Genomic DNA, 20604 nt, shown 5'->3' with positions numbered 1-20604 from the left:
ACGCGGTTCGGACGGACTTCGGTTGTGCGGGGCTTCGCGCCAGAGGGCGTCGCTCAGATGCGGGACTGCACCTCGGCCAGCGAGGGGTTCGTCGCCGTGCTGCCGTCGGGGAACACGAGCGTCGGAACAGTCTGGTTGCCGCCGTTGACCTCGGCGACGAGTTCCGCCGTGCCCGGGGTCTGCTCGATGTCGACCTCGGTGAAGGGCACGCCGGCCTTCGTCATCTGGTTCTTCAACCGGGCGCAGTAGCCGCACCACGTGGTCGTGAACATCGTGACGCCGCCGGCTTCGGGGGTGAACTGCTCGCGGGTGATCGTGTCGCTCATGGCGCCAGGCTAACCCCGCTTTCTGGACGCCCTTGACGTGCTTATCCGATATAGCTAGGTTAAGCCGCATGGATCCGATCCAACGCATCACCGCCCCGACGCTCGACGTGCTCGACGCACTGCTGACCGTCGACGGCCCGGCATGGGGACTGCTCGTCATCAAGGCCACCGGGCGTCAGGCCGGCACCGTCTACCCGATCCTCGAGCGACTCGAGCGGCAGGGGTGGATCACGTCGTCGTGGGACGACGAGACCAGCCGGCCGGGGCCGCGTCGTCGGCTCTACGAGTTCACGCCCGACGGGGTCGACGCCGCACGCAATCTCGTCGCGGCGCGTCCGTCCGCCGCGACGCCTGCTCGTCCGGCTCGCTCGGCCCACCGGCCGGTGACCTCGTGAGCGCGCTCGACCGGGCGCTCGTGGGGGTCGCCGTCGCCGTCTCGCCCGCAGCACACCGCGCCACCCGCCGCGAGCAGTGGCTCGCCGACGTGCGCGATGCCCACGAACTCGACCTCTCGCCGACCGCACTCGCGTTCGGCGCCTTCACCACGGCGCTGTTCCACCGACGCGCCGGCCACCGTTCCACCTGGGGGGACACCATGACCGCACTGCCGACACCCGTCCGTTCTGCACCGCACACCATCCGCACGATCCCGGTCCTCATCGCGCTCGCGGTGCTGTCCTACGTCGTCTCGGTGGGCGTCCTCGCGCTCCTGCAGCGGTACAACGGCCTGCCGGAGGCGCGCCTCGTCTTCGACATGGTCGGGATCGGGCTCGCAGTGGTGCCGGGCGCCGCTGTCGCAACGAGCGTCCTGCTGGTGTCGGACGTCGCGCGCCGCCGCCGGGTCCTCGGCGCCGTTGCCGTGTTCGCCATCGCCGCAGTGTGGTGGGCGATCACGAACGGTTCTCTCAACGTCCCCGTGTACGTCCCGGTCCAGGTCGGCGTCATCGCGGCTGGGCTGCTCGCGGTCTGGCTCGTGGTGCTCCGCCGACCGGGATGGACGTACTCGCTCCTCGTCCTGCCCGTCGTCGCTGCCGTGCTGGTGTTCCCGCTCGCAGAAGCAGCGAACGGCTCGGGGATCCCGTACTCCGCGATGGCGCTGGTGTCGTGGATCGGGCAGCTCGTCCCGTTCCTGGTCACCGTCGTCGGAGCCGTGGTGGCGTCACGGTTCTCCACCGATGCGCCCGCGGTGATCGAGGCGCACGGTGAAGCCCTGGTAGACAAGACCGTGTGAGCGACACCCACCTCGAGATCGAGCGCACCTACGACCTGCCAGAGGGCGGTGCCCTGCCCGACCTCGTCGGCGCCGGTGGCATCCTCCGCACCGAGCACCAGGAGCCGTTCGAGCTCGATGCGACGTACTGGGACACCGAGCGGTACGACCTGGTGGCGGCGCGGGTCACGGTCCGACGCCGAACCGGCGGCCCCGACGCCGGGTGGCACATCAAGCGCTCCGAGTCGGACACGGTCCGCCACGAGCAGCACTTCCCGCTGACCGACGACGCCGACACGGTGCCGACCGAGGTGCTCGCGGCGCTCTTCACCGAGCGCCGCGGCCGTGGCCTGCGCCCCGTGGTCCGCATCACGACCACCCGCACCGTCACCCGCCTGCTCGACGAGGACGGCGACCAGGTCGCCGAGCTCGCCGACGACCAGGTGACCTCGCAGCGCCTCGACGACGACGCTCCCGAAACGCCGCGCACCTGGCGCGAGGTCGAGGTCGAGGCCGTCGCGGGCGTCGACCCGCAGGTCGCGCACGAGCTCTTCGCGGCCTTGGACGGGCGCTTCGCGGCCGTGGGTGCCGGCCCCGCCGCCGTCGCGTCCAAGCTGGCACGCGGGCTCGCAGGAGCACCGGCACCGCGCCTCCAGACCGAGGAGAAGCCGGACAAGGGCACGACCGCACGCGTCCTCGCGAAGCGGCTGCGGAAGCTGCGCGCTGCGCTGCTCGGCCAGGAATCGCGGCTCCGCTCCGGCGACGCGGCCGACCTCCGGCAGACGGCTGAGACCGCCCTCGAGATCGCGTCGATCCTCGGCGCCTACCGTCCGGCGTTCGCCGCCGGCGACACCGTCGACCGCGCCGCCGAGGCGGCCGACGGCCTGGCTGCCGTGACCGCGCGCGCAGCACTCAACGAGTACCTGATCGACCGGTTGCCGCGGGCGTCGACCCCGGCGCAGGACGACCTGGTCGACTCGATGACGCGCGAACGCATCCTGGCCTCGACCCGTGAGCGTCGCGACCAGTCGGTGCGGGACGTCGTCGCGTTCGTGCACGGCGAGCCGTTCCTCGAACTGCTCGACGCGCTCGACGACGCCGTCGAACGTCCGACCCCGACCGAGTGGTCGCTCCGTTCCCCGAAGAAGGTCGCGCAGGACGTCGGTGCCGTCGTGAAGCCGCACATCCGCGAGCTCGTCCGGGCCGCGGTCGCCGACGACACCTCGGACACCGCCGCCGAGCGCGAGGCCGCCGACCGTGCGACCACCGAAGCCGCCTGGCAGGGCACGATGCGGGCGCGGATGGCGATGGACGTCCTCGGCGACGACGCGTTCCCGCACGCGCTGTGGAAGCGGATCGGCAGCGCGGCCGACGTGCTGACCGAGCGGGTCCGATCGCTGCACGCCCTCGACGCGCTGCGGACCAACGCGGCGATCGCCGAACGCGGTGGCGAGGGCACGTTCGGGTACGGCGTGCTCGCGGGGGACCGGGTGCGCCTGGCCGAGGAGTCCTACGACGAGGCGGTGCACGCGCTCAACCGCGTGTGAGCCGCACGCCGCGGGCGCGGGCGCGGGCCGCGGGCGTTCGCTTCGTGAGCAGAAATGGTCGGGTGCCCGCGGGCAACCCGACCATTTCTGCTCACCAAGAGCGTGGCACTCAGCCGCCGAAGTCGACCGACGCCGACTCCGGCACCCGGAACCGCCGACCCGGGTAGCGCAGCCCCGACCAGTACATGTTGGTGTGAGCGACGACGTGCGCCGCCGGCACCCTGACGCCGTCGTGTTCGGCATCGGTCGTCGTGTGGGCGTCGGCGACGAGTGAGACGTCGTACCCGTCGGCCGCCGCTCGCCCCGCGGTGGTGCGGACGCAGTAGTCCGTCTGCGCCCCCACGATCACGAGGTGCGTGACGTCGAGCCCGTCCAGGACAGCGCGCAGGTTCGTGTCGACGAACGAGTCCCGGTAGGTCTTGCGCACCAGCGGCTCGACGGCATCGCGGACGAGCGGGCCCGCGAGCTGCCAGTCGTCGGTGCCGTACGGGAAGTCCTGTTCGTCCTGCACCCAGACGACGGGGACTCCCTCGGACCGAGCTCGCGTCACGAGCGCATGGATACGCGCGACCACGGCGTCGGCGTCCAGGCAGGAGCGGACCACCCCGGCCTGGACGTCGATCACCAGCAGGGCGGTGCTCATCCGGCGGCGACGGGTGCGGCGCTCGCGGCGGCGGGCGCCTCGTCGGCCAGCCCGAGCACGTCGAGCAGCCAGGCCAGCTCGAACGCCCGCTCCTTCCACGAGGCGTACCGACCGCTCACGCCACCGTGGCCCGCGGACATCTCGGTCTTCAGCAGCACCGGCGCCCCGACCTCGCGCAGCTTCGCGGTCCACTTCGCCGGCTCGACGTAGAGCACACGGGTGTCGTTGATCGACGTCACGGCGAGGATCCGCGGGTACTGCACGTCGTCGCGGACGTTCTCGTACGGGGTGTACTCGCTCATGTAGCGGTAGACCTCGGCGTCGTGCAGCGGGTCGCCCCACTCGTCCCACTCGATGACGGTCAGGGGCAGGTCGGGGTCGAGGATGCTCGTGAGCGCGTCGACGAACGGCACCGCGGCGACGATCCCGGCGAACCGGTCCGGTGCGATGTTCGCCACCGCACCCATCAGGAGCCCGCCGGCGCTGCCGCCCTCGGCCACGAGCCGGTCCGCGGTGGTGCGGCCGGACTCGATCAGGTGGTCGGCGACCGCGACGAAGTCGGTGAACGTGTTCTTCTTCGTCAGGGTCTTGCCGTTCTCGTACCAGTGGCGACCCATCTCGCCGCCACCGCGCACGTGGGCGACCGCGAAGACGACGCCGCGGTCGAGCATCGACAGCCGCATGACGCTGAAGCCCGGGTCGATCGAGTGCTCGTACGAGCCGTAGCCGTACAGGTGGAGCGGCGAGGGGGTGTCCGCGTCGACGGCGTCGCGCCGCCAGACGAGCGAGATCGGCACGCGGGTGCCGTCCGCCGCCGTGGCCCAGTCGCGCTCCTGCGCGTAGTCGGCGGGGTCGTAGCCGCCGAGCACCGGCTGGCGCTTCAGGACCGTCACCTCGCCGGTCCCCAGGTCCAGGTCGCTGACCTCGGACGGCGTGACGAACGAGGTGAACCCGATGCGGAGCGTCGGCTGGTCCCACTCGGGGTTGCCGCCGAGGCCGGCCGAGAACAGTGCTTCGTCGAACGGGACCTCGTGCGCGTCGCCATACTCGTCACCCTCGATGGGGATGATCGCGATGCGGGGGAGTGCCTCGGAGCGGTACTCGAGCGCGAGGTGCCCGGCGAAGGCGTCGACGGACTCGATGCGGCGCTCGGTGTGGTGCGCCACGACGACCCGGCGGTCGCGCTCGGACGTGGGGTCGTCGGCGGGGACGTCGACGAGCTCGAAGTTCTCGGCACCGTCGTTGTGCAGCACCAGGAAGCGGTCGCTGCCGCCGACGATGGCGTGCTCGATCTCGTACTCGACGCCGTCGCGTCGTGGCCACACGACCTGGAACTCGCCGGTCGGGTCGGCGGCGTCGAGCACCAGGGCCTCGGACGTGATCTTCGACCCGAGCTCGATGACGATGTACTGCGACGACCGGGTGACGCCGACGCCGACCCAGTAGCGGTCGTCGGGTTCCTCGAAGACCAGGACGTCGTCGGACGCGGCCGTGCCGACGGCGTGCCGCCAGATCTTGTCCGGACGCCACGACTCGTCGACGGTCGGGTAGAAGACGTACCGGCCGGCCGGGTCGAAGGTCGCGCCCGCCCCGGTGTTCGGGATGGCGTCGCCGAGGTCGGTGCCGGAGGCCAGGTCGCGCACGTGCAGGGTGTACCGCTCGTCGCCCTCGACGTCGATGCCGTAGACCAGGCGGGTGCCGTCGTCGCTGATGTCGTAGGTGCCGAGGGAGAAGAACTCGTGGCCGTCGGCCAGGGCGTTGCCGTCGAGGACGACCTGCTCGCCGGGGAGGGTCGACTCGCCCTCGACGACGGCCGGCGGGGTCCAGTCGTCCGGACCGGCGATCGGCGCACGGCAGTGCACGCCGTACTGGCTGCCCTCGGCCGTGCGGGTGAAGTACCACCAGTCGCCCATGCGCACCGGCACTGAGAGGTCGGTCTCCTGCACACGGTTCTTGACCTCGGCGAAGACGCGGTCGCGCAGCGGGGCGAGGTGGTCGGTGGCGGCGTCGGTGTAGGCGTTCTCGGCCTCGAGGTACGCCAGGGTGTCCGGCGACTCCTTGTCACGCAGCCACTCGTAGTCGTCGACGAAGTCGATGCCGTGGTGGGTCCGCGTCACGGGCCGCTTGGCGGCGGTGGGCGGGGTGGCCTGGGAGTGCTCGGTGCTCACCGTCCCACCCTATGCGCACGGCCCCGTGGCGAGCCGGGCGTCACGCCGCCCGGAACCGGTCGGACCGCGTCCGCCCGACCGCCCCGCCCGGAACCGGTCGCGCCGCGTCCGCCGGCCGCCCCGCCCCGAACCGATCGGACCGCGTCCGACCGGCCACCCCCGCGCGGACCCGCTGCTCGAAGGCCTCGAGCTCGTCCACGACGGCCGGTGCGACCCAGGCACGGTCACGCCGCCGCTCGGTGACCGGACGCAGCACCCCGGCGCGCACGAGGTCTGCGGCCACGCAGCCGGCCAGGTCCTCGTCGACCGGTCCGTCGTCGACACCGGCGAGGAGGTCCTGCAGTCGGGCCTCGGTCAGGACCGGGTCGTCGGAGAGCGCCCGTCCGACGGCGGCGTGGGCTCTCGTGGCACACGGACCCGCCATCCGGTCGGCCGCGTGCTCGTCGAGCAGCAGGGCGGTCACGGTCGCCTCGTCGCACACGGTGCCGATGGCGATCGCGACGTCTGCCACGAGGGCGTCCACGACCCCGTCGCGGTACCGCTCGAGGTGCCGGAAGTACCGGCCCCGATCCGCTGCGAGCGCGGTGGCGATCGGCGCGGTCACCGTCGTCGTGACGCCCCGGCGTCGCAGCACGGCGCTGATCAGCGCACGTCCGATCCGGCCGTTGCCGTCGGTGAACGGGTGGATGGACTCGAACTGGGCGTGCCCGATCGCGGCCTGGGCGATCGGGTGCAGGTCCGTCCGGTGCAGGAACGCGAACAGGTCGGCCATGAGGGGCGCGACGAGCTCCGGCGGCGGCGGGACGTACGTCGCCAGCCGCGGGGTGTCACCGCCACCGATCCAGTTCTGGACGCTGCGGTAGCGCCCGGCGTACCGCCCGTCGACCGGGTCGTCGCGCATGAGCAGCCGGTGCGCCTCGAGCAGCGCGGCCTCGGTGATCACGCCCGTGTCCGCTGCCGCGACCAACCCCTCGATCGCTCCGGCGGCGCGGACGACGACGGTCGCACTCGGGTTCGCGCGGATGCCCACGAGGGCTCGGGCGCAGTCGTCGAGCGACGCGGACTCGTCCTCGATCCGCGACGAGGCGACGGCCTCGGTCCGACCGATCACCGACCCGAGCGGGGCGAGCCGGGAACCGTGGTGGACGTCGAGCGACCGGAGCGCCGCGGCTGCGCGGTCGAGCAGCGCCTCGGTCCGGGCATCGGGCTCCCACCGAGCACGAGCGATCCGCGGCGGGAGCGACACCCGGACGGACGTGGTCATCCGATCGGCGCGGGAACCCCGGTGGGCGCTGCGCCACGGACGCTCCGCGCTGCCGTGCACGGGCCATCCGCGGTGCACGAGCACGCCGCTGTGCGCGGTCTGGCCCCCGAGCGCGGTCGAGCCGTCGTGGACGTCCGGGGTCTCGTTCCGATGCACCATGCCGGGAGCGTAGGGACCCCCGGACGCCCGACGCCAGGAATTCGTATTTCGCCGGTCCGCGTAGCGTTGGTGGCATGAGCAACTCCTTCGCGATCACCGGTGCCCACGTCGTCCCCGTCTCCGCCCCCGCCTTCGACGGCGGCGCGGTCGTCGTCGAGGACGGCCGCATCACCGCGATCGGCCCGGACGTCACACCACCCCCGGGGATCACCGTCGTGGACGCAGCCGGTGCGTGGCTCGTCCCCGGGTTCGTCGAGTCGCACGGCCACGTCGGCATCCACGAGGAGGCGAACGGCGAGGCCGGCAACGACACGAACGAGATGACCGGCCCGAACATGGCCGGGGTCCGTGCGATCGACGCGATCGACATCGACGACGAGGGCTTCCGCGACGCGCTCGCCGGGGGCATCACGAGCATCGTCGTGAAGCCGGGGTCCGGCAACCCGATCGGCGGCCAGACCGTCGCCATCAAGACCTGGGGCGGGCGCACCGTCGACGAACAGCTGATCTCGGACTCGGTGAGCATCAAGAGCGCGCTCGGCGAGAACCCGAAGCGGGTGTACGGCGGCAAGGGCCAGACGCCGTCGACGCGCCTGGGCGTCGCGAAGATCATCCGTGACGCCTTCGTCGAGGCCCAGAACTACCGTGCCGCCCGTGACGCCGCCGCCGCGAAGGGTGAGCCGTTCGCGCGTGACCTGACGAAGGAGGCGCTCGTCCGGGTCCTCGACGGCGAACTCGTCTGGGACCAGCACACCCACCGCCACGACGACATCGCCACCGCCATCCGGCTGTCCGAGGAGTTCGGCTACCGCCTGGTCGTGAACCACGGCACCGAGGCGCACAAGATCGCCAGCCTGCTCGCCGAGAAGGACATCCCGGTCATCTACGGCCCGCTGTTCACGAGCCGCTCGAAGGTGGAGCTCCGTGACCGGGGGATCCCGAACCTCGCCACCATCGCCGCCGCCGGCGTCCGGGTCGCGATCACCACCGACGCCCCTGTCGTGCCGATCGGCATGCTCGTCGACCAGGCCACCGCCGCGGTGAAGGAGGGCCTGCCCGCACAGACCGCGCTCGAGGCGCTCACCGTCAACCCAGCCGAGTTCCTGGGCTTCGGTGACCGTGTCGGTCGGCTGGCCGTGGGCCACGACGCCGACCTCGTGCTCTGGGACGGCGACCCGCTCGACGCGACCAGTCGCGCGACACGTGTCTGGATCGACGGCCGGCAGGTCTTCGAGTGGGCGGACGGCGTCGGCGTCACCACCCCGCGCTGGTAGCGGGGGAGAGCCGGGAGGCCCGGATCGCGACGTGCCCGCACGTCGCGATCCGGGCCTCCCGTCCGTGGCGCCGGGGGCGCTGGGTGGTGACGGCCGGCGGACCCGGCCGGCTCAGACCTCGCGCGCCAGCAGGAACTCGTTGATGCGGTCCGTCAGGTCCGCGTCGATCGCGCGGGCGTCGCCGTTCACGGAGCGGATCGGCGCCGCCTGGCGGACGCTCGACACGAGCCAGAGTGCGTCGGCGGCCTGCAGGTCGGCGAGCGTGACGAGTTCGTAGGCGGTCTCGATGCCCTCCTGCTCGGCGAAGCGGAAGACGTCGGCCTGCGTCGTGCCGGCCAGGATCCCGATGTCGGTGCGCGGCGTGACGAGCCGGTCGCCGACCTTCAGGATCAGGTTCGCGCGCGTGCCCTCGAGCACGTAGCCGTCGCTCGACACGAACAGGGCGTCGTCGGCACCGCGCCGGGCGGCCTCGCGCAGGGCGGCCATGTTGACCGCGTACGACAGGGTCTTCGCGCCCTGCAGCAGCCACGGCGAGGTGCGCTCCACGTCGTGGCGGTAGCCGCGGTCCAGCACGACGACGGAGATGCCCTCGGTGCGCGCGGCGGTCGAGTCGACGGACGGCGCGGCGTACACCCAGCCGGTGGGTCGGTCGGTGCCCTCGACGCCACGGGTCAGGACGGTCTTCGCGAAGGCCTCGCGGACCGGGTCGAGCCGGGCGCAGACGGCTTCGATCGCCTGCCGCCAGGCGTCGGGGTCCGGCGCGGGCAGGTCGAGCATCGCGGCGGAGCGGCCGAACCGGGCGAGGTGGGCCTCGAGGGCCTGCGGACGACCGTCGACCACCGTGATCGTCTCGAACACGCCGTCGCCCCGGGTGACGCCGAGGTCCTGCACCTGCAGGTGCTCCTCGAGCGGCTTCGCCCAGGTGAAGGCGTCCGCTGCGGGGTCGTGCGGCGCGGCGTCGCGGGAGGGCTGGTTGAGGATCGCGAGCACGGTTTCGGTCATGCGCCCATCCAACCGCACGCGCGTCCGCGCACGTTGTGCGTGGACGTCAGCTCGCGTCGGGCAGGGCACCCATGAGCTTCCACACCGCCGGCGTCAACTCGGGGTGCTGCAGCGCGATGCGGCGCAACCGGTGGTACTCCTCGCCGAGGACGGTGCCCTGACCGGACGCGGGGTGCATCGACCACTGGGCGTGCCGCTTGCCGATCGCGGCGTCGAGGTCGACCGCGTCGGCCCGGAGGATGAGCACGACCTGCTCGTCCACCGTGGGGAGCGTCGGCATGAACTCCCACGGGTCCTCGCCCTGACGGCTCCGGTGCTCGACGAGCATCGAGATCTCCTCGGCAGCCTCGGCGCGCAGCACTTCGAGGCTGCGCCCGGTCCTGCGGGGCTCAGCCATGGTGCCCCCGCAGCACGCCTGCCATGGGAAGAGCGTACGACACATCTTCGGCCAGACTGGACGGGTGACCCCGCGCGACGAGAGCAAGTCCCAGCACCCCCGAGTGGTCGTCGTCTACCTGCTGCGCGACGGCGCGAGCGGGCCCGAGGTGCTGCTCGGGGAGAAGCGCCGCGGCCTCGGTACCGGCCGGCTGGTCGGCCCGGGCGGCAAGCGCGAGCCCGGTGAGACGGCGGTCGAGACCGCCGTGCGCGAGGTGCGCGAAGAGGTCGGCCTGCGGCTCGAGACGGTCGACCTGGAGGCCCGTGGCACGTTGGACTACCGGTTCCCGTACCGGCCGTCCTGGTCCCAGGTCTCGGACGTCTTCGTGTGTCGCCGCTGGCAGGGCAGCCCGTCGGGCTCCGACGAGCTCGAGCCGCGGTGGATCCCGGTCGCCGACGTCCCCTACGAGGCGATGTGGGACGACGCGAAGTACTGGCTCCCCGGAGTGCTCCGCGGGGGGTCGGTGCGTGCACGCTTCACGTTCGCCGACGACGACGCGACGGTCGCGGGCTTCACCGGGACGGGTGTCGAGACGCCCGCGTAGAGCGGATCAGCGGATCAGCGGGTCTGCTGGGTGCGGGTGCTGCCGGTGCGTGCTTCCTCGGCGGCGGCGATGACCTCGGCGTCCCCGCTGCGACCGCCGAGGGGCCTGACGAAGAAGTCGATGATCCCGAACACGATCGCGCCGACCATGGCGAACATCGCCCAGCCGACGAAGAGCCCGGCGGTGTTCCGGCCGTCGGCGGGTGCGAGCACGATGCTCGCGACGTAGAAGCCGACCGTCAGCACGAGGAGCACGACGACGACGGTGACGAGGACGCGGTGCCAGGTGATGCGGGGGTTCATGCCCCCAGGATACGCGCCGCCGACGCCTCACAGGTCCGCGTGCCCGCACGGACGATGCACGTGCATCATGCGACAGAGCACGCGTTGTTCGACTGGTGCATCGTCGGAACTTGCGCACGCAGTCGGTCTGCGCGAGCGGCGCGATCGTCAGGAACGAGCTACCGGTCCGCGTGCCGGCCGTGCGGGAGCTCGTCCCCGGCGTCGACGCGAGCCGACGTGTCGGAGCGAGCCGGGGCCCTGGAGCCCTCGGCGCGTGGGACGGGACGCGTGCGCGGTCCGGTCCCCGCGCCTCCCGTGCGGTCCCCGGTCCGCTGCACGGGGATGCGGCCGGTGGGGGTGGTCTCGGTCTCGAGGCCGTCGCGGCCGCCGGTGAAGACGTCGCCGCCGACGCGGGCGTCCTCCCAGTCGTCGTCGCTCAGGACGCTCAGGGTGCCCGTCTCGGTGGACTCGAGGCCGTGGCGCTCGAGCTCGGCGTCGCGTTCCTTGCCGAGGAACTCACGGTTCGCGGTGTTGGCGTCCTGGAACATCGTCGTCCGGCCCGTGACGATGGCGCGGATGCGTCGGCGCTCCCACCACTTCTTGCCGAAGTACATGAGCACGAGGCCGACCGCGGCGTAGCAGCCCATCGTGATCAGGCCACGGGCCGGGCCGGGGCCGACGCCGTAGATCTGGTGCTTGATCATGTCGACCATGCTCGACCCGACCACGACGTTGTTGAGCCAGGCGAACGGCTCCGGCATGAACCACTTCGGGTACGCCCCGCCGGACGACGGCATCGACAGGAACACGAAGCAGATCATGGCGGGGGCGGCGATGAACCGGCCGACGAAGTAGCTCAGCCCGTTGACGGCGAGACCGATCGCGACGATCCACCCCCACGCGATGAGCACGAGCTGGATCCAGTGGCCGTGGATGGCGCCGACGACCGGACCGGCGAGCGTGTTCGTGATGAGGGAGATGACGAGGCCGCCGACGACGATGACGGTCATGCGGGTGCGGTGCCGGAGCGGGCCACCCATGATCCCGATGAACATCGCGACCATGTAGCCGCCGATGCACCAGGCGAGCATCACGTACATCGGGACGGTGCCGTACTCGTCCCACGCGGGCAGGGGAGCGAGCTCGGTGGTCTTCGGGGTCGCGACCCCGATCCCGGTCAGGACCGCGGTCAGCGTCGCCGGTACGAGGCTCGCGACCTGGAACTGGTGGGCGCTCGCCTTGAAGAACTCGTTCGTCGCGGGGTCGTACGCGACCGCCATCGAGCCGGCGATGACGTCACGCTTCGCTGCGGCCAGGGAGTCGTAGGTGTGGAACACGAACTCGCCCGGCAAGGCCTTCTGCACCGCAGCGACGAGTGTCGGGTCACTGCCGACCAGGGCGATCGGGACGTCGTGCGGGTGCGGTGCGTGGAACGCGAAGACGTAGCAGAGGCAGAAGCCGACGATGAAGAACAGCGGCATCCAGAGCTGCAGGCCGATGAGCTGGAGCGACGGGTGCAACGTCGAGTACCAGCGGCGGTACGCACCGTGCTGCTGCGGTGCCGGCACGGGTGCCTGTCGGCGCGGAGCCGGTCGGGTGGAACCGGCGACCTTCGCGCCGCGACGGGGCTTGGTCCCGCGGGCCGAGGGCCGGGTGCTGCGTGGCTTCGGCGCCGACGTCGGCCGGGACCCTCCGGGACGGTCCGGGGTGTCGTCGTTCCTGTTGACGTCGTTCCGCGGCGTGCTCACTCGGCGCTGTGCTCCTGTTCTCGGACGGAGCGCCAGGATACGCCGAGGCCCTCAGGAGCGGCTGCGTGACGCCTGCGCCGAGTCCATCGCGAGTTCTTCGGCGTCGAGGGTCACGAGCACGCGGCGCATGACCTCTTCGTCGAGGTTGCCCTTCTCGCGCTCCTCGAGCACGATCTCGCGTCGTCGGTCGAGCAGCTCGCGCCGGATGTCCTGGATCTGCGAGCCACGCAGGCGCATCGGGGCGTTGCGCTCCTCGACCTCTTCCTCGAGGGCGTCCTGCCGGAACGTCTCGACCTGCCGCTCGAGCCGTGCCTTCAGCCGGTTCACCACGGAGTCGACGGCGACGGCGCCGTACTGCTTCGACCAGTCCGGACGTCGCTTCTCGAGCAGCTCGATGGCGGCCTCGGTCGTGCGCTGGTTCAGTCGCATCTCGCTCCGGACGTCCTCTTCGCCCTCGGCCGGGTCCTGCACCTTGAGTGCACGGATGACGAAGGGCAGCGTCAGGCCCTGCAGCAGCAGCGTGCCGACGGTGACGAAGAACGCGATGATGAAGATCGTGTCCTGCGCGGGGATCTGCGTCGGGCTCGCGACCACGGACACCGCGGCGGCGAGGGTCACCACGCCGCGCATGCCGGTCCACGAGATGACGGTGAGCTCGCGCCAGTTGAGCTTCGGCTCGGCCGTCCCGCGCATCCACCGCAGTGACGGGTGGCCGCGGGAGAGCTTGATGCGCAGCGGACGGAGCCATCGCCCGTTGAAGCGGTTGCGCACGTACGACTCGAAGATGAAGAGGGGCCGCACCAGGATCACGACGCCGAGCACCACGGCCGCGGCGGTGAGCGTCTGGCCGAGACTCCGTTCGCTCTCGACCAGATCCTGCACCACGGTGTTGAGCTGCAGGCCGATCAGGGCGAAGACGAAGCCCTCGAGGATGACGTCGATGCTGGTCCAGAGCGGGCGCTCCTGCAGGCGGGTGGCGTAGCCCTCCTTCGGCGAGTTGTAGCCGATGTACAGGCCGGCCGTGACGACCGCGATGACGCCGGAGCCGGAGAGGTCCTCGGCCAGGATGTACGCGACGAAGGGCAGCAGGATGCTCATGATCGTCTCGACCACGGGGTCGTTGAGCCGCATCCGGATCCAGTGCACGACGACGCCGAGCACGATGCCGACGGCCAGGCCGACGCCGATCGCCAGGCCGAAGATGCCGAGGTCCTGCCAGATGGTGAGCGACGTCCCCGCGATGATCAGGGTGAACACGCGCACCAGGGTCAGGGACGCGGCGTCGTTGATCAGGCTCTCGCCGGACAGCACCGTCATCACCCGGCGGGGGAGCCCGAGCTTGCGACCGATCGCGGCGGCGGACACCGCGTCCGGCGGGGCGACGATCGCACCGAGCAGGATCGCCGCGGGCAGGGTCATGTCCGGGATCAGGAAGTACGCCACCGCGCCGACCACGAGTGCCGTCACGATGACCAGGAAGATGCCGAGACGCCGGATCTGCTTGATCGACGTCCGGAAGCTCTGCCACGACACGTCGAGCGCCGCCGAGTAGAGCAGCGGCGGCAGGATCACCGTCAGGATCACCTCGGAGTCGATCTCCATCGCGGGGAGTCCCGGCAGGAACGACGCTGCGAGCGCGACCGCCGTCACGAGCAGGGGAGCGGGGAGTCCCTTCGCCCGTGCGAACCCGGTCACCGCGAGCGATCCGACCAACAGGATGAGGAGCTCGACGGTGTCCATGGGACTCATTCTCGCATCGGCATGGTTCCGAATCTGAACGAGTCTGAAGCTCCGGTGAACAGCAGGTTGCCGATCAGGTTTGCTCCGGAGGCCGTCGATGGGGAACACTGGCCCGCGGTGGACATCACACTCATAGTCGTCCTGGTCATCGCGTTGGCCCTCTTCTTCGACTTCACAAACGGTTTTCACGACACCGCCAACGCGATGGCGACTCCGATCGCGACCGGGGCCATGAAGCCCAAGGTCGCGGTCACGGTCGCCGCGGTGCTCAACCTCGTCGGTGCGTTCCTCAGCACCGCGGTGGCGACCTCGATCTCGCACGGCCTCATCAACGAGGGCCCGGGCGGCGTCGCGATCTCACCGGAGATGATCTTCGCGGGGCTCATCGGAGCGGTCGTGTGGAACATGATCACGTGGCTCCGCGGGCTGCCCTCGTCGTCGTCGCACGCGCTGTTCGGCGGACTGATCGGAGCTGCGATCGTCGGCGCCGGGTTCCAGTCCGTCAACTACGTCGCGCTGCTGACGGTCGTCATCATCCCGGCCTTCGCGTCCCCGGTGATCGCGTCGCTCGTGTCGTTCCTGTCGACACGCATCGCGTACCGGATCACGAAGCGCCCGGTCTTCCCGAACGAGCGCGGCGGCTTCCGTGTCGGGCAGATCTTCACCTCGTCGATGGTGTCGCTCGCCCACGGCACGAACGACGCCCAGAAGACGATGGGTGTCATCACGCTGACGCTGATCGCCTCCGGGGCGCAGTCGTCGAACCAGGGCGTGCAGTTCTGGGTCGTCGTCGCCTGTGCCCTGGCGATCGCGCTCGGCACCTACACGGGCGGGTGGCGCATCATCCGCACGCTCGGGTCCGGCATCACCGAGATCCGGGCCACCCAGGGCTTCGCCGCCGAGGCCTCGACCGCCGCGACGATCCTGGCGTCCAGCCACCTCGGCTTCGCGCTCTCGACCACGCAGGTGTCCTCCGGCTCGATCATCGGCGCCGGGCTCGGCCGCCGCGGCTCGAAGATCCAGTGGTCCACCGCCGGCAAGATCGTCATCGCCTGGTTCATCACGCTGCCCGCCGCCGCAGCCGTGGGCGCGGTGGCCTCGGGCATCGCGCGCTTGGGCGTCATGGGGCTCGTCATCGATGCCATCGTCGGCGCCGCCGTGATCCTCGGCCTGTACCTGTGGTCGCTCCGGAAGCCGCACGAGGGTGCCTCGGCCATCGAGGTCGACGTCGCCGCGAACGCCGTGTACACCCGCAAGGAACTGCGCGATCTGCAGCGCAAGAAGCGCGCCGACGCCGTCGCGGACCGCCGCGCAGCGCTGAGCCGCGAGCGCACGCTCCGCCGCATGGCCGCACGCAAGGGAGGCCGTCGCTGATGGGAATCGCGCTTGACGGACGCCGTTTCGCATTCCTCACGGTGGGAGATCGCTGATGGGTATCGACTGGTTCGCGTTCGTCACCGTGGCGCTCGTCGCCGTGGTCTCGTCGTGCTTCGTCGTCGCCGTGTACTCCGTCGGTCTCCGGTTCTGGAGCGCCGCGGACACCCGCGCGGGCAAGTTCACCGTGAAGGACGACGGCACGATCGGTCCGGCGACCGCCGGGTTCCCGAACCCCGCCGGAGCGACGACCGCGGTGCGTGCCTTCCGTGCGCTCGCGATCCTCTGCTTCGCGGTCTGCGGCGCCGTCGTGCTGTACGGCATCTACCTCATCGTCCCCCAGTTCCACTGACGCGGGGCGCGCGCGACGCGCGCGCGACGCGCCTTTCGTGAGCAGAAATGGTCGAGTGCCCTCCGGCGACCCGACCATTCCTGCTCACCATCCACGGGCACGCGATCGCTCGCGTCCACCGGACGGGAGGCCCGTGGCGGCCTGGCACCGTGCCTCCCGTCCGGCTGGGTGTGGGCGGCGCTGACGCGACGCGCGCTTCGTGAGCAGAAATGGTCGAGTGCGTTCCGGCCACCCGACCATTCCTGCTCACCATGTGCGCGCTCCCGCCCGGCTCCCGGACCGGCCGGACGGACTGGGCTAGCCTCGACATGTGACCGGCAACGAAGCAGCACAGGCCCCCATCGGGGCGCAGACCCGTACCGAGAGCGACTCGCTGGGGTCGCGCGAGGTCCCGATCGACGCCTACTGGGGCATCAACACCCTGCGGGCCCTGGAGAACTTCCCGATCACGTCGGTGCCGATCTCGGTGTACCCGGACCTCATCGAGGCGCTCGCCACCGTGAAGCAGGCGGCAGCGCGGGCGAACCGGGCGATCGGTGTCCTCGACGACGAGCGTGCCGACGCCATCGACCGCGCTGCGCAGGAGGTGCGGGACGGCGCCCTGCGTGAGCAGTTCGTCGTCGACATCGTGCAGGGCGGTGCCGGCACGAGCACGAACATGAACACGAACGAGGTCCTGGCGAACCGGGCCCTCGAGCTCCTCGGCCACGAGCGGGGCGACTACGGGTACCTGCACCCGATCGACCACGTGAACCGCAGCCAGTCGACGAACGACACGTACCCGACGAGCATCAAGATCGCGATGATCTTCTCCGCCCGGCGGCTCATCGAGCAGCTCGAGCAGCTCTCCGCGGCGTTCGCCGAGCGGGGGAACGCCTTCTCCGACGTGCTCAAGGTCGGCCGGACGCAGCTGCAGGACGCTGTGCCGATGACCCTCGGGCAGGAGTTCACCGGCTTCTCGCACACGATCCAGGAGGACGCCGACCTGCTCCGCAAGGTCCTGCCGCTGCTGGCCGAGATGAACCTCGGCGCGACGGCGATCGGCACCGGGATCACGGCGGACCCGCTCTACCGCGACGAGGTCCGCCGGCAGCTGCAGGACGCCAGCGGCATCGACGTCGTGACGGCACCGGACCTGATCGAGGCGACGAGTGACGCCGGCGCCTTCATGACGCTGTCCGGCACGGTGAAGCGCAGTGCCGCGAAGCTCTCGAAGATCTGCAACGACCTGCGGCTGCTCGCGTCGGGGCCGCAGGCTGGTCTCGGCGAGATCACCTTGCCGGCGCGCCAGGCGGGCTCGTCGATCATGCCGGGCAAGGTGAACCCGGTGATCCCCGAGGTCGTGAACCAGATCGCGTTCGCCGTGGTCGGCGCCGACACAACCGTGACGATGGCGGCCGAGGGCGGTCAGCTCCAGCTCAACGCGTTCGAGCCGATCATCGCGCACTCGATCCTGCAGTCGCTGCAGTGGATGTCACGGGGCTGTGCGACGTTGCGCGAGCACTGCGTGACGGGCATCGAGGCGAACGAGGCGAAGCTCGCGGCGCAGGTCGACACGAACGTCGGGGTGGTCACGGCTCTGACCCCGTACATCGGCTACGCGGCTGCGGCGTCGATCGCGCACACGGCACTGACCACGTCGACGCCGATCTCGACGCTCGTCGTGGCCGCCGGCCTGATGGATGAGGACCAGGTGCAGCGCGTGCTGAGCCCGGCGCGGCTGTCCGGCATCGAGCTCGCCACCGGTGCGATCCCGGTGGTCACCGAGGAGATGCTGGACCAAGCGGCGCGCGAGCGCTGACGGGCTGGAAGCGCACGCGCAAGCGCACGAAGCGCAACGAACGAAGCGCAAGCGCGACCCCTCCTCAGGGCATCGGCGCCTCGCCGACGCGTACCTGCTGGGCCACGTCGCGCAGGTGTTCCTGCGCCGGAGTCGGCTCGGCGTCCTCGTCGGCGGCGACCTGGGCCGCGGTGGTCCGGACGTTCCGCGCCGCGGCGATGTCGGCGTCCCGCCAGCGGGCGAGCGTGAAGTTGCGCGTGACGTCGCGCAGCGGCAACCGGATCGACTCGTCGGCCTCGATGCCGGCCAGGAGCTGCCGCATCCGGATCACCTCGGAGTCGAGCTCACCGCCGACCACGAGCACGAAGTTCGAGATGTACAGGTAGACGAGCAGCAGGATCCCGCCGCCGAGCCACCCGTACGCACGGTTCCCGCCGCCGATCGTCTCGACGTAGACGGCGAAGCCGAGGGTCGCGAGCGCCCAGGTGACGATGGCGAACGCGGCACCGGCGGACACCCACCGCAGCTGCGGCGTCTTCACGTTCGGGGTCGCGTAGTACAGGACCGCGACCATCACGACGAGGTCGGCAGCGAGCACGGGCCACTTCACGACGTTCCACACGTCGTCGATCCACGGCGCCCACCCGAACGACGCGACGATCGCCGCCGAGATCGTCGGGGTGCCGAGCAGGATCACGATCGCGATCGCCCCGCCCGCCATCACGAGCAGGGTCACGAGGAGCATCATGCTGCGGAACTTCCAGATCCGCCGCCCCTCCTCGACCTCGTACGAGGTGTTCATCGCCCGCCCGAACGCCGTCGCGTACCCGGACAGCGACCACAGCGTCAGCACGACGCCGGTCGCGAAGCCGAGCCACGGGTTGTCGAGGGTCAGCAGCTGGCGCAGCGGGGTCTCGAGGTGCTGCGCCGTCTCCGGGCGCAGGATGAACCCGAGCACACCGATGATGTCGGCCAGGCTGTCGCCCTTGCGGTCGACGATCGACAGTGCGGAGACCACGGTCAGCGCGGTGGGGAACACGGTCAGCAGCGCGAAGAACGTCAGTGACGCGGCCGCGTCGACGACGCGGTGCCGGATGACCGAATGGTAGGTGCGCCGGACGACGGCGCGGACTCCCGTCCGCTGGAGGTCGCGCGATGCGCTGTCCGGCATGCGTTGTACGGTACCCGACACATGACGTCACGCCGTGCCGTGGTCGTGCCGCGGTGCGGACGGGAGGCCCGTGGCGGGCCCGCCCCGCGCCTCCCGTCCGCCCGTGGTCGCGTCGACCCCGTCAGGGCGACACGATCCCGCCACGGTCTGCCGTCCGTCTCGCGAGAGCGACAGACGCCCGCGGAAGGTTCGCGCAGATCTGTCGCTTTCGCGGGAGGGCCTGCGGCCGCTCGCCGGTCAGTTGGCGTGGGGGTGCAGGGCGTCGTAGCGGCGGAAGGAGGGGACGAGGCGGAGGAGCAGCGCGACGAGCGCCACGATGAGCACGCCGCCGATGATCGGCGGGTACGCGATGCCGGCCGCGACGACCAGGCCCGCGTAGAGGTCGCCGAGCCGCGGGCCACCGGTGACCACGACGATGAAGATGCCCTGCAGCCGGCCGCGCATGCCGTCCGGCGACGCCGCTTGCAGGATCGTGTTCCGGAACACCGAGCTGACGTTGTCCGCACCGCCGGCCGCCGCCAGGAACAGCGCCGCCAACCCGAGCGCGGGCAGGATCCCGACGGAGAACGACTCGCCCGAGCGTCCGCCGAGCACCTGCGCGAGCGCGATGACGACGCCGAACGCCGCGATCGCGCCGCCGTACGCGGTGATGGCCCAGCCGACCGCCTCGCCCTGGCGGCGCACGTGCCCGAGCGGCCCGGAGAAGACACTCGACAGCAGCGCGCCGATCGCGTAGGCGGCCGTGAGGGTGCCCACGGTGATCGATCCGCCGCCGATCACGAGCGCCCCGATCGCGGGGAACAGGACGCGGGGCTGACCGAACGTCATCGCGACGATGTCGAGCACGAACGTCATGGTGATGTTGCGCGACCTCCGCAGGAACCGCGCGCCCTCGACCAGGGAGCTCAGGCCCGGGCGGAGAGCACCGTGGTCGGCCGCCATCCGCGGCAGCGTGAACACCCCGAGGAACGCGAAGGTGAACAGGACGACGTCGATCGTGTAGGTCGGCGCGAACCCGACGCTCGCGATCAGGACGCCGGCGACAGCCGGTCCGACGGTGACCTGGAACCCGGAGGCGATCCCGCCCAGGGCGCTCGCCGCGGGCAGCAGGTCGGTGCCGACGAGTCGCGGGACGATCGCCGAGCGCGAGGCGTTGCTCACGGTCGCCGCGACGGCGTTCACGGTCGCCAGGACGTAGAGCAGTGCGACGCTGTGCAGTCCGAGCCACGAGTGGGTGGCGATGAGGGCGACCGCGACCCAGGCGATGATCGACGACACGAGTGCGACGGTGCGGCGGTCGAAGGCGTCGGCGAGCATGCCGCCGTACAGGCCGGCGACCACCATCGGCAGCAGGGCGATGACCCCCACGAGCGCCACCGCGAAGGTGGAGTGCGTGATCTCGTACACCTCGAGCCCGACCGCCACCGTGGTCATCTGCGTGCCGATCCCGGCGATCGCGGTGCCCGCCCAGAGCCGGGCGAAGGCGGGGGATCGGCGGAGCGGGGTGAGGTCGGCGAGCAGGCGGCGGCGCGGCGGTGCGGGAGTGGGTCGTGTCACGGTGGAACCATTCTGCGGCCTGGGTGGC

At 71.2% G+C, this 20604-nt stretch carries 19 protein-coding genes; 8 read left to right on the top strand and 11 right to left on the bottom strand.

The window, feature by feature from the left end; genetic code table 11:
- Window positions 1-53: 53 nt before the first annotated feature.
- On the bottom strand, window positions 54-326 hold the full coding sequence (locus M4960_RS14270) for a mycoredoxin (protein ID WP_123293947.1): 273 nt from the start codon (window positions 324-326) through the stop codon (window positions 54-56).
- A gap of 68 nt (window positions 327-394) precedes the next feature.
- On the opposite strand from M4960_RS14270, the gene M4960_RS14265 reads away from it, so the two are divergent.
- From M4960_RS14265 to M4960_RS14255, 3 genes are read left to right on the top strand one after another with little or no spacing between them, the layout of a single operon-like run.
- A complete protein-coding gene (locus M4960_RS14265; protein WP_248704579.1) occupies window positions 395-721 on the top strand; it encodes a PadR family transcriptional regulator in 327 nt (108 codons plus the stop codon).
- Window positions 718-1557 (top strand): hypothetical protein, encoded by an 840-nt coding sequence (locus M4960_RS14260; RefSeq protein WP_248704578.1) that lies wholly within the window; start codon window positions 718-720, stop codon window positions 1555-1557. The genes M4960_RS14265 and M4960_RS14260 overlap by 4 nt, the downstream gene beginning before the upstream one ends.
- Window positions 1554-3083, top strand: a complete 1530-nt coding sequence (locus tag M4960_RS14255; RefSeq protein WP_248704577.1) for a CYTH domain-containing protein — start codon at window positions 1554-1556, stop codon at window positions 3081-3083. Before M4960_RS14260 ends, M4960_RS14255 begins: the two co-directional genes overlap by 4 nt.
- 109 nt (window positions 3084-3192) lie before the next feature.
- Here the strand turns inward: M4960_RS14255 and M4960_RS14250 are convergent, their stop codons facing one another.
- Genes M4960_RS14250 through M4960_RS14240 form a run of 3 tightly spaced genes read right to left on the bottom strand, consistent with a single transcriptional unit; the run spans window position 3193 to window position 7317 of the window.
- Window positions 3193-3726: an isochorismatase family protein gene (locus tag M4960_RS14250; protein WP_248704576.1), complete on the bottom strand. Its 534-nt coding sequence runs from the start codon at window positions 3724-3726 to the stop codon at window positions 3193-3195.
- Window positions 3723-5894 (bottom strand): S9 family peptidase, encoded by a 2172-nt coding sequence (locus tag M4960_RS14245; RefSeq protein WP_248704575.1) that lies wholly within the window; start codon window positions 5892-5894, stop codon window positions 3723-3725. The genes M4960_RS14250 and M4960_RS14245 overlap by 4 nt, the downstream gene beginning before the upstream one ends.
- Window positions 5895-5934: 40 nt before the next feature.
- Window positions 5935-7317, bottom strand: coding sequence for a Fic family protein (locus tag M4960_RS14240; protein ID WP_248704574.1), 1383 nt, complete (start codon window positions 7315-7317; stop codon window positions 5935-5937).
- Between the two features lie 74 nt (window positions 7318-7391).
- On the opposite strand from M4960_RS14240, the gene M4960_RS14235 reads away from it, so the two are divergent.
- The gene (locus M4960_RS14235; RefSeq protein WP_111084558.1) at window positions 7392-8591 is read left to right on the top strand and encodes an amidohydrolase; all 1200 of its coding nucleotides are present in this window, start codon (window positions 7392-7394) and stop codon (window positions 8589-8591) included.
- A gap of 111 nt (window positions 8592-8702) precedes the next feature.
- Here M4960_RS14235 and M4960_RS14230 read toward each other — a convergent pair whose 3' ends face one another.
- Both M4960_RS14230 and M4960_RS14225 read right to left on the bottom strand, forming a co-directional pair.
- Entirely contained in the window at window positions 8703-9593 is an 891-nt protein-coding gene (locus M4960_RS14230) for an aminodeoxychorismate lyase (RefSeq protein ID WP_248704573.1), read from the bottom strand.
- A gap of 46 nt (window positions 9594-9639) precedes the next feature.
- Window positions 9640-9990: a tryptophan synthase subunit alpha gene (locus M4960_RS14225; protein WP_111084560.1), complete on the bottom strand. Its 351-nt coding sequence runs from the start codon at window positions 9988-9990 to the stop codon at window positions 9640-9642.
- A gap of 64 nt (window positions 9991-10054) precedes the next feature.
- On the opposite strand from M4960_RS14225, the gene M4960_RS14220 reads away from it, so the two are divergent.
- Complete coding sequence (locus M4960_RS14220; protein ID WP_165932319.1) at window positions 10055-10573, top strand: 8-oxo-dGTP diphosphatase; 519 nt, start codon at window positions 10055-10057, stop codon at window positions 10571-10573.
- A gap of 14 nt (window positions 10574-10587) precedes the next feature.
- Here the strand turns inward: M4960_RS14220 and M4960_RS14215 are convergent, their stop codons facing one another.
- From M4960_RS14215 to M4960_RS14205, 3 genes are all read right to left on the bottom strand, one after another.
- The gene (locus M4960_RS14215; RefSeq protein ID WP_111084562.1) at window positions 10588-10875 is read right to left on the bottom strand and encodes a hypothetical protein; all 288 of its coding nucleotides are present in this window, start codon (window positions 10873-10875) and stop codon (window positions 10588-10590) included.
- A 158-nt stretch (window positions 10876-11033) separates the two neighbouring features.
- Window positions 11034-12602: an ABC transporter permease gene (locus tag M4960_RS14210; RefSeq protein WP_248704572.1), complete on the bottom strand. Its 1569-nt coding sequence runs from the start codon at window positions 12600-12602 to the stop codon at window positions 11034-11036.
- 51 nt (window positions 12603-12653) lie between these two features.
- Window positions 12654-14342 (bottom strand): sodium:proton antiporter, encoded by a 1689-nt coding sequence (locus tag M4960_RS14205; RefSeq protein ID WP_131878592.1) that lies wholly within the window; start codon window positions 14340-14342, stop codon window positions 12654-12656.
- 117 nt (window positions 14343-14459) lie between these two features.
- Here M4960_RS14205 and M4960_RS14200 point away from each other — a divergent pair, with 117 nt between their 5' ends.
- The 3 genes from M4960_RS14200 (at window position 14460) to M4960_RS14190 (ending at window position 17869) form a co-directional block, all read left to right on the top strand.
- Entirely contained in the window at window positions 14460-15716 is a 1257-nt protein-coding gene (locus M4960_RS14200) for an inorganic phosphate transporter (protein ID WP_123938824.1), read from the top strand.
- 55 nt (window positions 15717-15771) lie between these two features.
- The gene (locus M4960_RS14195) at window positions 15772-16068 is read left to right on the top strand and encodes a hypothetical protein (RefSeq protein ID WP_133936696.1); all 297 of its coding nucleotides are present in this window, start codon (window positions 15772-15774) and stop codon (window positions 16066-16068) included.
- Between the two features lie 310 nt (window positions 16069-16378).
- Window positions 16379-17869 carry an aspartate ammonia-lyase gene (locus M4960_RS14190; RefSeq protein WP_248704571.1) on the top strand — a complete coding sequence of 497 codons (1491 nt, stop codon included), beginning with the start codon at window positions 16379-16381 and terminating at the stop codon, window positions 17867-17869.
- Between the two features lie 64 nt (window positions 17870-17933).
- Here M4960_RS14190 and M4960_RS14185 read toward each other — a convergent pair whose 3' ends face one another.
- Both M4960_RS14185 and M4960_RS14180 read right to left on the bottom strand, forming a co-directional pair.
- A complete protein-coding gene (locus tag M4960_RS14185; RefSeq protein ID WP_131878596.1) occupies window positions 17934-19019 on the bottom strand; it encodes a YihY/virulence factor BrkB family protein in 1086 nt (361 codons plus the stop codon).
- Between the two features lie 237 nt (window positions 19020-19256).
- Window positions 19257-20576: an MFS transporter gene (locus M4960_RS14180; RefSeq protein WP_248704570.1), complete on the bottom strand. Its 1320-nt coding sequence runs from the start codon at window positions 20574-20576 to the stop codon at window positions 19257-19259.
- Window positions 20577-20604 lie beyond the last annotated feature (28 nt).

This window comes from Curtobacterium sp. MWU13-2055, assembly GCF_023242305.1.
GTDB lineage: Bacteria > Actinomycetota > Actinomycetes > Actinomycetales > Microbacteriaceae > Curtobacterium.
This window is presented reverse-complemented; position numbering and strand designations above follow the sequence as displayed.

What these genes read in the sequence shown, in the direction of transcription:
- M4960_RS14265 (WP_248704579.1), top strand. Translation starts at nt 395, where the DNA reads ATGGATCCGATCCAACGCATCACCGCCCCGACGCTCGACGTGCTCGAC.
- M4960_RS14235 (WP_111084558.1), top strand. Translation starts at nt 7,392, where the DNA reads ATGAGCAACTCCTTCGCGATCACCGGTGCCCACGTCGTCCCCGTCTCC.
- M4960_RS14240 (WP_248704574.1), bottom strand. Translation starts at nt 7,317, where the DNA reads ATGGTGCATCGGAACGAGACCCCGGACGTCCACGACGGCTCGACCGCG.
- M4960_RS14230 (WP_248704573.1), bottom strand. Translation starts at nt 9,593, where the DNA reads ATGACCGAAACCGTGCTCGCGATCCTCAACCAGCCCTCCCGCGACGCC.
- M4960_RS14185 (WP_131878596.1), bottom strand. Translation starts at nt 19,019, where the DNA reads ATGCCGGACAGCGCATCGCGCGACCTCCAGCGGACGGGAGTCCGCGCC.
- M4960_RS14225 (WP_111084560.1), bottom strand. Translation starts at nt 9,990, where the DNA reads ATGGCTGAGCCCCGCAGGACCGGGCGCAGCCTCGAAGTGCTGCGCGCC.
- M4960_RS14195 (WP_133936696.1), top strand. Translation starts at nt 15,772, where the DNA reads ATGGGTATCGACTGGTTCGCGTTCGTCACCGTGGCGCTCGTCGCCGTG.
- M4960_RS14270 (WP_123293947.1), bottom strand. Translation starts at nt 326, where the DNA reads ATGAGCGACACGATCACCCGCGAGCAGTTCACCCCCGAAGCCGGCGGC.
- M4960_RS14215 (WP_111084562.1), bottom strand. Translation starts at nt 10,875, where the DNA reads ATGAACCCCCGCATCACCTGGCACCGCGTCCTCGTCACCGTCGTCGTC.
- M4960_RS14250 (WP_248704576.1), bottom strand. Translation starts at nt 3,726, where the DNA reads ATGAGCACCGCCCTGCTGGTGATCGACGTCCAGGCCGGGGTGGTCCGC.
- M4960_RS14205 (WP_131878592.1), bottom strand. Translation starts at nt 14,342, where the DNA reads ATGGACACCGTCGAGCTCCTCATCCTGTTGGTCGGATCGCTCGCGGTG.